The sequence below is a fragment of the Maritimibacter sp. 55A14 genome (assembly GCF_003122205.1).
GTDB lineage: Bacteria > Pseudomonadota > Alphaproteobacteria > Rhodobacterales > Rhodobacteraceae > QEYE01.
Map to the genome: position 1 here is coordinate 215,181 of NZ_QEYE01000004.1, position 10,426 is coordinate 225,606.

Below are 10,426 nucleotides of genomic sequence, written 5' to 3' on the forward strand. Positions count from 1 at the left end.
TCTTGCTTGAACCGTAAGTGCCCCGTCGCCGGTGCGCATTGACACACGTCAACATGTCCGGCGGGTGCGATCAATCCTCGGAAACGGCTATTTGGGCACCGGAAACGTCGAGATTGCTGCCCTTGAGCATCCGGACTTCGCGTTGCGGGAAGGGAATGGAGACATTCGCCGCCCTGAGCGCATCCCACAGCGCCAGGAAGACGGCGCCGCGTACATTCGTCAGCCCCGCAGTGGCGTCGCTGATCCAGAAACGCAGGATGAAATCCACCGAACTGTCGCCGAAGCCCACGACATGACAGACCGGGGACTTGCTGCCAATCACCCGCGGGACGGACTTCGCGGCCTCCACCGCAAGTTTGCGCACCTCGTGCGGATCGCTGTCGTAGCTGGTGCCGAAAAAGATGTCGAGCCGGACGAATTCGTCGGAATGGGACCAGTTGACCACCTGGCTGGTGATCAGATCCTCGTTCGGGATCAGGTATTCCTTGCCGTCGCGGGTGACGACCGAGACATAGCGCGCACCCAGGCTGTTGATCCATCCAAAGGTCTCGCCCAGCGAGATCACGTCGCCGGGCTTGATCGACTTGTCGAGCAGGATGATCACCCCCGAGACGAGATTCGAGACGACCTTCTGCAAGCCGAAGCCGAGTCCGACGCCGATGGCGCCCGAGAGCACCGCCAGCCCGGTGAGATCCACGCCCACCGCCCGCAGCCCGATGAAGAAGGCCGCGCCGTAGAGCAGGATTTGCAGAAACTTGACGGCGAGCACCTGCATCGAGGGGCTTATATCGTCGTTCCGTCGGATGCGGCCGGCGGTGCTCACAGAGGCGAAGCGCGCCAGGAAGAACAGCACGCCGATGATCACGATGGCCTGGACGACCATCCAGACCGAAAGGCGCGTTTCGCCCACTGACATGGCCATGCTGTCGAGCAGCGTGCGCGTGGATTCGGTCAGCCCTAGGATCGACAATGTGACCCATGTCCAGCCGGTATAGCGCACCAGCCCGCGCAGGAAGGCATTGCCGATCAGCCGCGAGATCATGGCGATCAGCAGCCAGGCCAGCGAAAGCTGCGCCGCCACGGCGATAAGGTAGGAGCGCGACGGCCAGGTCAGTTCGCGCATGGCGAACACGGTCGCCCATGACAGGACGACGAAGATGACCAGCCCCATCCGGTTACGCAGCAGCACCCCAATGCGCTTTCGCCACATGGGCCAGTTCTCGCGGCTGCGCAGCCAGCTATCCCAGCGCGCGGCCAGGATTCGGCCCAGCAGTCGGGCCAGCACGAAAAGGCCCAGCGCGATCAGAACCTGATAGGCGTTCCAGGGCCGTAGAAGGCTTTCCAGGAAAAGTTGTGCCTCGGCCCATAAGCCGATCGCGATCTCCTGGGCGACCTCTGCGGTCCTTTCCTGTGGCTCCATGCCCGGCTCCTAGCGGATTTCCTTTCATTGGTAACACGCAAAGCGCCGCAGAACAGCTTTTCGCGTTGCGGCGGCCAACAGGGACGCATGCAGGCGTGGCCGGGGCACTTGCGAGACTCGGGGCAAAGCTATATGTCGCGCTCATGACGCCGTTTATCGACATGGATGATCGCGCGCGCCTGCGGGAACGCTTCTTCGGCGCGACGTTCACGATTCTGGCCCGGCTATGACCGCAGCCGGGCGGTTTTGCCCGTTTGCCTGAATGCCGAACATTCCGACCAAAATCACGGGAGAGGACTTATGTCCCCCAAGACACTCTACGACAAGATATGGGACGCCCATGTCGTCCACGAAGCCGAAGACGGCACCTGCCTGCTCTATATAGACCGGCACCTGGTGCATGAAGTGACCAGCCCCCAGGCTTTCGAGGGGCTGCGCATGGCTGGGCGCACCGTTCGCGCGCCCGAGAAGACCATCGCGGTGCCCGACCACAACGTGCCCACCACGCTCGACCGCACCAGCGGCATCAAGAACGAGGAAAGCCGCATCCAGGTCGAGGCGCTGGACAAGAACGCGCAGGATTTCGGGATCAACTATTACCCGGTCTCCGACGTGCGCCAGGGCATCGTGCATATCGTCGGTCCCGAACAGGGCTGGACCCTGCCGGGCATGACCGTGGTCTGCGGCGACAGCCACACCGCCACGCATGGCGCCTTCGGCGCGCTGGCGCATGGGATCGGGACGTCCGAGGTGGAGCATGTTCTGGCCACGCAGACGCTGATCCAGAAGAAATCGAAGAACATGAAGGTGGAGATCACCGGCAAGCTGCGGCCCGGCGTGACCGCCAAGGACATCACGCTTTCGGTGATCGGCGCCACGGGCACCGCGGGCGGCACCGGCCATGTGATCGAATATTGCGGCGAGGCGATCCGCGATCTGAGCATCGAAGGCCGGATGACGGTGTGCAACATGGCCATCGAAGGCGGCGCGCGCGCGGGCCTGATCGCGCCGGACGAGAAGACCTTCGACTACGTGATGGGCCGGCCCCATGCGCCCAAGGGCGCACAGTGGGAGGCCGCGCTGGCTTACTGGAAGACGCTCTTCACCGACGAGGGCGCCCATTTCGACAAGGTCATCACGCTGAAGGGCGAGGATATCGCGCCGGTCGTTACCTGGGGCACCTCGCCCGAGGACGTGCTGCCGATCACCGCCGCAGTCCCGGCCCCGGAGGATTTCAAGGGCGGAAAGGTGGACGCCGCCCGGCGGGCACTGGAATATATGGGGCTGACGGCGGGGACGCCGCTTTCGGAGATCGAGATCGATACGGTCTTTATCGGCTCCTGCACCAACGGGCGGATCGAGGATCTGCGCGCTGCGGCCGATGTTCTGAAAGGCAAGAAGATCAAGGAAGGGCTGCGCGCGATGGTCGTGCCGGGCTCGGGCCTCGTGCGCGCCCAGGCCGAGGAAGAGGGGCTGGCCGACATCTTCAAGGAAGCGGGCTTCGAATGGCGGCTCGCGGGCTGTTCCATGTGCCTGGCGATGAACCCGGACCAGCTTGAGCCCGGCGAGCGTTGCGCGGCGACGTCCAACCGCAATTTCGAGGGCCGCCAGGGCCGCGGCGGGCGCACCCACCTGATGAGCCCCGCGATGGCCGCCGCCGCCGCGGTGACCGGACGGCTGACCGATGTGCGGGAGATGATGTGATGGAAAAATTCGAAAAGATCACCGGGGTCGCGGCGCCGCTGCCGCTCATCAACGTCGATACCGACATGATCATTCCCAAGCAGTTCCTGAAGACGATCAAGCGGTCCGGGCTGGGCGTGAACCTCTTCGACGAGATGCGCTATGACGGCGAGGGCCGGGAGATCCCGGATTTCGTGCTCAACCAGCCGGCCTATCGCAAGGCCGAGATCCTGGTCGCGGGGGAGAATTTCGGCTGCGGGTCGAGCCGCGAGCACGCCCCCTGGGCGATCAAGGATTTCGGCATCAAGGCGGTCATTGCGCCGAGTTTCGCGGACATCTTCTTCAACAACTGCTTCAAGAACGGCATCCTTCCCATCGTCCTTCCGCAGGACCAGGTGGATCGGCTTATGGATGATGCCCGCAAGGGCGAGAACGCGCGGATTACCGTCGATCTGGAGCATCAGACGGTCTCCGGCTCGGACGGGACCGAGTTCCGTTTCGAGGTCGACCCGCACCAGAAGCACTGCCTGATGGAAGGGCTCGACGATATCGGCCAGACGCTCCAGAAGGCCGCGGCCATCGACAGTTTCGAGCAAGGCTACGCCGCCCGGATGCCCTGGGTCTGAGGCACGGTAATCGGTGAAATAACGGCCCCGATCCGTGCGGACGGGGCCGTTTTCATGTGCGCCGCGCCGTGTCCGCGCCAGGGCGGACGGGAAGCGCGAAGCACATGATTGCACGGCTTGTCCTCGGTAAATTTATACAGACCCGGACGCGGCATTTCGGAGCGCCTGAGCCACTGCCGGCAGGCGGTTTGTCCCCCTGGAAAGCTCGCATGGACGGGTGGTGCACATTAGCTACACACTGTCCGCCCGTTGCCCCGCCGGATTCTTCTTTGAGAGTCAGGGGGTTGACGGACTTTGTTCAATAATGGCAGGATTTTGTCGAAATTGAGGCATTCCGCCAAACCCGATCGGCGGGATCGACACAAGAACGGACACCGGCAAAGAACCGGGGCCGTCGAGGTTGAGGTAAGGGGCAGTGGTCCTGACAGTCACGGGCGCGGCATTCCGCGCGGCATTGGTGATGTTGCTGATCGCGACACCATCGCTGATCTTGCCGGACATCCATTCCGAGACGCACCAGATCGTCGCGGCAGTGGCGCTGTGCTGCGCGGGGATCACCTTTATCGAATACACCGCGCGCTTTCCCAGCCTGGTGGAGTTCCGTTTCGCCCCGCCCTTCAACCGCATCCGCTTCGTTGCGCTCCTTATCAACGTGGTTCTGCTGTCGCTGCTGTGCCGCCAGATCACTGCCCCCTCCGCAACCGGCGTGGCAGTCACGCAGATCGGCACGCTGATCGGGCATGGCATCGACTTCCAGTTCAGCCCGGTGCGGCTCATCGGCCTGATGCTGCCTCCGGAGGCGACCTATGGGCAGGTCGAACTGCTGCGCGCCGCGGCAGGTATCAGCTACCTGATCTCGCTGATGATGACGGCGGTTTTCGCGATCCTCATGCGGCTCTGCAACTGGCCGCTGAACAACCGCAGCTTCAACGTCTGGACAAACATGCCGAATTTCGACCCCACGGCGGGCGGAGACGTGGTCGAGCACCTGGTGCGCGACGGCCGGGTTAACGTTTTGTTAGGGCTGAGCCTGCCATTTGTGACACCGATGTTCGTGATGCTGGCGGCCGGAGTCTTCGACCGCTACGCGATGGCGAACCATCAGACACTGATCTGGACGGTGGCGATATGGGCCTTCATTCCGGCCGGCCTTGTGATGCGGGGGATCGCGCTGGGGCGCGTCGCAGACATGCTGCAACGCAAGCGCAGCCAGGCGGTGGAAGAACGCTCCTTCTTGGCTGTCTGATCTGGGCACTCGCGGCCTGTGCCGCCTGTGCCGAGCCCTTGCGCGTTGCCACTTTCAACGTGGGCCTGGACCGGCGAGGCCCCGGCCTTCTGGCCCGCGACATCGCGCAAGGCGGAGCCGCCGATGTCGACACCGTGCTGCAGATCATCGCCACGGTTTCGCCGGACGTGCTGCTTCTCACCGGGTTCGACTACGATCTGGATGGCGTGGCGCTGGGCCTCTTCGCCGAACGGTTGGCGGCGCGGGGCGCGGCCTATCCGCACCGTTTCGCGCTGCGGCCCAATACCGGCTGGCCCACCGGGCTCGACCTTGACGGCGACGGACGACGCGGCGGGCCGGGCGACGCGCAGGGTTTCGGGTATTTCAGTGGGCAAGGGGGCATGGCGCTCCTGTCGCGATTTCCGGTGGCCGGGACGGAAGTGCGGGACTTCAGCGCCTTTCCGTGGCGCGACCTGCCCGGAACGCTGATCGGCGGCACGGACATGGTCGAGGCGGCGCAGGCCGTTCAGCGCCTGTCCACCACAGCACACTGGGAGGTACCGCTGCGCCTGCCCGGCGGGCGCATACTGCGGCTCCTGACGATCTATGCTACACCGCCGGTCTTCGACGGGCCGGAGGACCGCAACGGCCGCCGCAACCACGACGAGATACGGTTCTGGGAGATGTTCCTGAACGGCTGGGCGCCCGATGGCGGGCCGGGCGTGCGCACGCCCTTCGTGTTGCTGGGTGACTTCAACATGGACCCCGAGGACGGCGATGGAAGACGAGAGGCGATGATCCGGCTTCTCGGCCATCCCGCGCTGCACGATCCGCAACCGGCAAGCCGCGGCGCCGCGCTGTCCTCCATCGCCGCAGGGGGCGTGAATGCCCGGCATCGCGGCGACCCGGCGCTCGATACCGCCGCCTGGCCCGCCGAGGACGGGCCGGGCCATCTGCGGGTGGATTACGTGTTGCCCTCAGCCGATCTGGCGGTGCGGGGTGCGGGCGTCTTCTGGCCCGCGCCCGGCGAGCCCGGCCACAATCTGGTGTCAGGCGGTGACGGTTCTCGCCACCGGCTGGTCTGGGTGGATGTCGAATGACACGGCGCGGCGCAATGCGGTTTCCGGCGGGGTCGCGCGATACTCCGGCAGCAATTCGCGGAACCGCGCCGGGTCGATCCGGTGCGGCTTGCTCCAGAGGTAGCTCATCTCGATCAGGTGCCGGGCCATCGGCCAGAACGGCCGCGCGAGCCGGAGCGGCAGCCAGGACATGCGGCGCAGGCGCACCGGGCGGCCGGTCGCACGGGCCAGCGCCGCGGCCATCTCGTTTCCGCTGAGCGTGTAGCCGGGGTAGGGGACATCCTCGAACCGGGCCAGGTCTGCGCGCTTCTCGGCCAGCGCCACGGCGGCGCGCGCCATGTCGGGCAGATAGGCCCAGGCATGCGGCGCGTCCGGATCGCCGGGCCAGCGGAAGACGCCCCGCCCGATGCGGCTGGCCAGAACCTTGTCGAACCAGTTGCCGCTGGGCTCAGTATCCAGGAAATCGCCGGCGCGCAGGATGATCGTTTGCACGCCTGAGGCGCGGTAGGCTGCTTCCATCCCGATGCGGATCCGGCCCAGCGGGTTGGCCGCGCGATGCGGCGTGGCCGGGCCGAAGACCGCCGGAGCGTCCGCGCCGAAGACGTAGACATTGCCGGGCATCAGGACCGAGGCGCCACTGGTGCGCGCCGCATCGATCACGCGGCGGGTCAGGGCGGGAACCTGCGCTGCCCAGTCCGGATAGGGCGGGTTCCAGGCGTTCAGGATCACATCAGTCCCGGCGGCGGCGGTATTCAGGTCGTCGTGGGCGCGGTCGAAGCGCCGGACGGTCCAGCCTGCATTCCAGAACGCCTCGGCGGCGTTGCGTCCGAACCTGCCGTTCGCGCCGAGAATGAGAACAGTGGGCGACATGGCGATATTCCTTCTCCGTGCGTTGTACCGAGAAGGTAGCTATTCCGAATGCGCATGTAACTCGCCAAACAGCTATGTTAGGTATTCGGGAATGAATACCCCATCCGATCCCGACTGGACCTTGATCCGCTTTTTCCTTGCCGTGGCCGAGGCCGGATCGCTTTCAGCCGCGGCCCGCGATCTGGGGCTCAGCCAGCCCACGCTGACGCGCCGGATACGCGAGGCCGAGCGGGTGCTGGGCGGCCCGCTCTTCCGCCGCCATGCGCGCGGGCTGGCGCTGACCGAGGCCGGGGCCGCGCTGGTCGAGGATGCGCGCCGGATGCGGGATGCCGCCGCGCGGCTTGGCATGACGGCCGCCGGGCACGGCGGCGCGCCGCGCGGCACGGTCAGGATCACGGCGAGCGGGGTGGTGTCCTTTCATTTCCTGCCACCGATCCTTGCCGGGCTTCGGGCACAAGAGCCGGAGATCGAGCTGGAACTTCACCCCAGCAACGCCAGCGAGAACCTGCTGTTCCGGGAGGCCGATATCGCGGTGCGCATGTACCGGCCAGAACAGCTCGACCTTGTGGCGCGGCATCTGGGAACGGTGCCGATCGGGCTTTTCGCCTCGAAGGCCTATATCGCGCGGGCAGGCGAGCCGCAGAGCATCGAGGCGCTGCGCGTCCATGACTGGATCGGCTACGACCGGTCGCAACTCATCATCCGCGGCATGCGCAGCATGGGGGTGGAGGTGGACCGTTCCTTCTTCCGGACGCGGTGCGACGATCAGGTGACCTATTGGGCGCTGCTGCGGGCGGGATGCGGGATCGGCGTGGCGCCGCTGCGGCCGGGGCTGGCCGACCCGGACCTGGTGCAACTGCTGCCGGATCTGCCGGTGGCCGAACTGCCGGTCTGGCTGGCGGCCCATGATGCGCTGCGCCAGAGCCCGCGCATCCGCCGGGTCTGGGACGCGCTGGCCGAGGGGTTGCCGCGCGCGATCGGCGGAGTGCCCGCCCCGGCGTGACATCCGGGACGGGTGGCGTGGTTCAGGCGGCCTTGGCGCCCAGATCGCCCGTATAGGTGCCGCGCGGCGGATAGCCCTTGTCCTGCATGAAGGTGATCGCGGCCAGCACGTCGGCGGCCTTGGGCCGTGCGAAGGGCATGGTCTGGACCGAGCCGAATTGCAACTCGCGGTCCGCATTGACGAAGAAGAGCCCCGGCTCGTGGAAGAGTGCGGGTTCGCTGCTGCCTTCGCGGGCGGCGGAGATGTAGAGCCCCCAGTCGTCGCGCGCGGCCTGAAGCGACAATGAATGCGCGATGGCGACCTTGTCCAGCCCGGTCTTCCTGGCCATTTCGGTGGCGCGGTCCGCCGGGTCGGCAGTGGCTGCGACGATCCGCAGGCCGCGCGCTGCGAAATCCTCGGCCGCGGCTTCCAGTTCCTTCAACTGGCCGGCGCAGACCGGGCAGTGAAGGCCGCGGTAGAAGACCAGGAGCGTGCCGTTCTCGGTGCCCGGATCGGACAGGTCGAACGTGCCGTGGGCGACGGTTTCCAGTTTCAACTCGGGTGTTTTCTGGCCGGGTGTGGGCATGATTTCCTCCGTCTTTCCAAAACCGAAAGCGCCGGGAAAGGCCCGGCGCGTCGGATGTACATCGCTTGCGGTTCTTGACCGCGTCACAGGTCCGAGATAGGGCCATGCCATCCACAGAACAAGGAGGCCCGCATGGCCAATCACTCGATCTTGATCCTGGCGGGCGACGGTATCGGCCCCGAGGTCATGGCTGAAGTCCGCAAGGTCATCGACTGGTTCGGCGCCCGGCGCGGCATCGGCTTCGATGTCAGCGAGGATCTCGTGGGCGGCGCGGCTTATGATGCGCATGGAACGCCGCTGACCGACGCCACGATGGAGAAGGCGCAGGCCGTGGATGCGGTGCTGCTGGGGGCCGTGGGCGGGCCGAAATACGACAAGCTGGATTTCAGCGTAAAGCCAGAACGCGGGCTCCTGCGGCTGCGCAAGGAGATGGACCTGTTCGCCAATCTGCGGCCTGCGCAGTGTTTCGACGCGCTGGCCGATTTCTCGTCGCTGAAGCGCGAGGTGGTTGCCGGGCTCGATATCGTGATCGTGCGGGAACTGACGTCGGGCATCTACTTTGGCGAGCCCCGCGGGATCATCACCGAGGGCAATGAGCGGGTGGGGATCAACACCCAGCGTTACACCGAGTCCGAGATCGCCCGCGTCGCCAAATCGGCCTTCGAGCTGGCCCGCAAGCGGTCGAACAAGGTCTGCTCGATGGAGAAGGCCAATGTGATGGAATCGGGGATCCTGTGGCGCGAGGTGGTGCAGGAGGTGCATGACCGCGACTATCCGGATGTCGAACTCAGCCACATGTATGCCGATGCCGGGGCGATGCAGCTCTGCCGCTGGCCCAAGCAGTTCGACGTGATCGTGACCGACAACCTCTTCGGCGATCTCTTGTCGGATGCCGCCGCGATGCTGACGGGCTCGCTCGGGATGCTGCCCTCGGCCTCGCTCGGCGCGCCGATGGCCAATGGCCGGCCCAAGGCGCTTTACGAGCCGGTGCACGGCTCCGCCCCGGACATCGCCGGGCAGGGCAAGGCCAACCCGATCGCCTGCATCCTGAGCTTCGCGATGGCGCTGCGCTACAGCTTCGACCTGGGCGACGAGGCCGGCCGGCTGGAAGCCGCGGTGGAGAAGGTGCTGGCCGACGGCCTGCGCACCGCCGATCTGCTGGGCGAGGAGGGCGTGACGCCGGTCTCCACCAGCGAAATGGGCGATGCGATTCTGGGCGCGCTCGACGCGGGGCTGTGACCGGGGGCGGGGCGCGGTTCCTGCCCCGGCGCTGCGGCTTGGCGGCGACGCCCGTCAATACCGCCCTCACGTCCAACAGAGCCCTTGCAAAGCGGCCCGTCCTCCTATAATCGGCACGCCACGGTCGGAGTGTAGCTCAGCCTGGTAGAGCACTGTCTTCGGGAGGCAGGGGCCGGAGGTTCGAATCCTCTCACTCCGACCAGTATCAGCCAATTTCGGTTTGCCGGGGCAGATATCCCGATCTGGCACCAGCCTTCCTGGTGGCGGCGTTTCTTCTCCGTTCAGGTTAAACTGACCCACGTCCATCGTGCGGCGAAGGTCCGGCTGGAGCCGATTTCGACGGACGCTGCGGCAATATCTAATGGCCGGAACCTGCAAAATTACCGACATTCGGCCTGGTGTCCGCAAGCTTGTCCCAAGCGAAAGCTTCGGCGCGGGCCGGCCATCCAACGCGAACTTTTAAAGTGGCTGGACAGCTTATGACGGGGACGGGCCTGGATGTTCAATCCCGGAATGTGATGGATCGGATCGCAGGTTGTCTGGCTGACCCCCTCATATGGATCCAGCCCTAGGGTCAGGACTCATAGCCAATAGATGACGGTTGCGGCGAGTGCGATGGCGGAGAGGAATACCTTCGGGCATCGGTCATATCGGGTTGCGACCCGTCGCCAGTCTTTGAGCCTACCGAACATGATCTCGATACGGTTGCGGCGTTT

Annotated in this window: 10 protein-coding genes and 1 tRNA gene; 7 read left to right on the top strand and 4 right to left on the bottom strand. The window is 65.7% G+C overall.

From position 1 onward, the window contains the following. Positions 1-70 precede the first annotated feature (70 nt). A complete protein-coding gene (locus DDZ14_RS05335; protein ID WP_109423902.1) occupies positions 71-1,420 on the bottom strand; it encodes a mechanosensitive ion channel family protein in 1,350 nt (449 codons plus the stop codon). 300 nt (positions 1,421-1,720) lie between these two features. Here DDZ14_RS05335 and leuC point away from each other — a divergent pair, with 300 nt between their 5' ends. The 4 genes from leuC (at position 1,721) to DDZ14_RS05355 (ending at position 6,054) form a co-directional block, all read left to right on the top strand. After that, on the top strand, positions 1,721-3,124 hold the full coding sequence (gene leuC / locus DDZ14_RS05340; RefSeq protein WP_109423903.1) for a 3-isopropylmalate dehydratase large subunit: 1,404 nt from the start codon (positions 1,721-1,723) through the stop codon (positions 3,122-3,124). Beyond that, positions 3,124-3,729, top strand: a complete 606-nt coding sequence (leuD, locus tag DDZ14_RS05345) for a 3-isopropylmalate dehydratase small subunit (protein WP_109423904.1) — start codon at positions 3,124-3,126, stop codon at positions 3,727-3,729. The genes leuC and leuD overlap by 1 nt, the downstream gene beginning before the upstream one ends. Before the next feature lie 415 nt (positions 3,730-4,144). After that, positions 4,145-4,975 (top strand): hypothetical protein, encoded by an 831-nt coding sequence (locus DDZ14_RS05350; protein ID WP_109423905.1) that lies wholly within the window; start codon positions 4,145-4,147, stop codon positions 4,973-4,975. Between the two features lie 38 nt (positions 4,976-5,013). Continuing rightward, positions 5,014-6,054, top strand: a complete 1,041-nt coding sequence (locus DDZ14_RS05355; RefSeq protein ID WP_233252490.1) for an endonuclease/exonuclease/phosphatase family protein — start codon at positions 5,014-5,016, stop codon at positions 6,052-6,054. On the opposite strand, the gene DDZ14_RS05360 is transcribed toward DDZ14_RS05355, so the two are convergent. Continuing rightward, positions 6,004-6,903, bottom strand: coding sequence for an epimerase (locus DDZ14_RS05360; protein ID WP_109423907.1), 900 nt, complete (start codon positions 6,901-6,903; stop codon positions 6,004-6,006). The two genes, DDZ14_RS05355 and DDZ14_RS05360, sit on opposite strands and share 51 nt — an antisense overlap. Positions 6,904-6,994: 91 nt before the next feature. On the opposite strand from DDZ14_RS05360, the gene DDZ14_RS05365 reads away from it, so the two are divergent. Beyond that, complete coding sequence (locus DDZ14_RS05365) at positions 6,995-7,906, top strand: LysR family transcriptional regulator (protein ID WP_109423908.1); 912 nt, start codon at positions 6,995-6,997, stop codon at positions 7,904-7,906. 22 nt (positions 7,907-7,928) lie between these two features. Here DDZ14_RS05365 and DDZ14_RS05370 read toward each other — a convergent pair whose 3' ends face one another. Then, positions 7,929-8,471, bottom strand: a complete 543-nt coding sequence (locus DDZ14_RS05370; protein WP_109423931.1) for a redoxin domain-containing protein — start codon at positions 8,469-8,471, stop codon at positions 7,929-7,931. A gap of 132 nt (positions 8,472-8,603) precedes the next feature. On the opposite strand from DDZ14_RS05370, the gene leuB reads away from it, so the two are divergent. After that, a complete protein-coding gene (gene leuB / locus DDZ14_RS05375; RefSeq protein WP_109423909.1) occupies positions 8,604-9,710 on the top strand; it encodes a 3-isopropylmalate dehydrogenase in 1,107 nt (368 codons plus the stop codon). A gap of 125 nt (positions 9,711-9,835) precedes the next feature. Further along, a tRNA-Pro gene (locus DDZ14_RS05380) sits at positions 9,836-9,912 on the top strand. Between the two features lie 379 nt (positions 9,913-10,291). Here the strand turns inward: DDZ14_RS05380 and DDZ14_RS05385 are convergent. Further along, a partial coding sequence (locus DDZ14_RS05385) for a transposase (RefSeq protein ID WP_146193091.1) occupies positions 10,292-10,426 on the bottom strand: 135 nt, incomplete at its 5' end.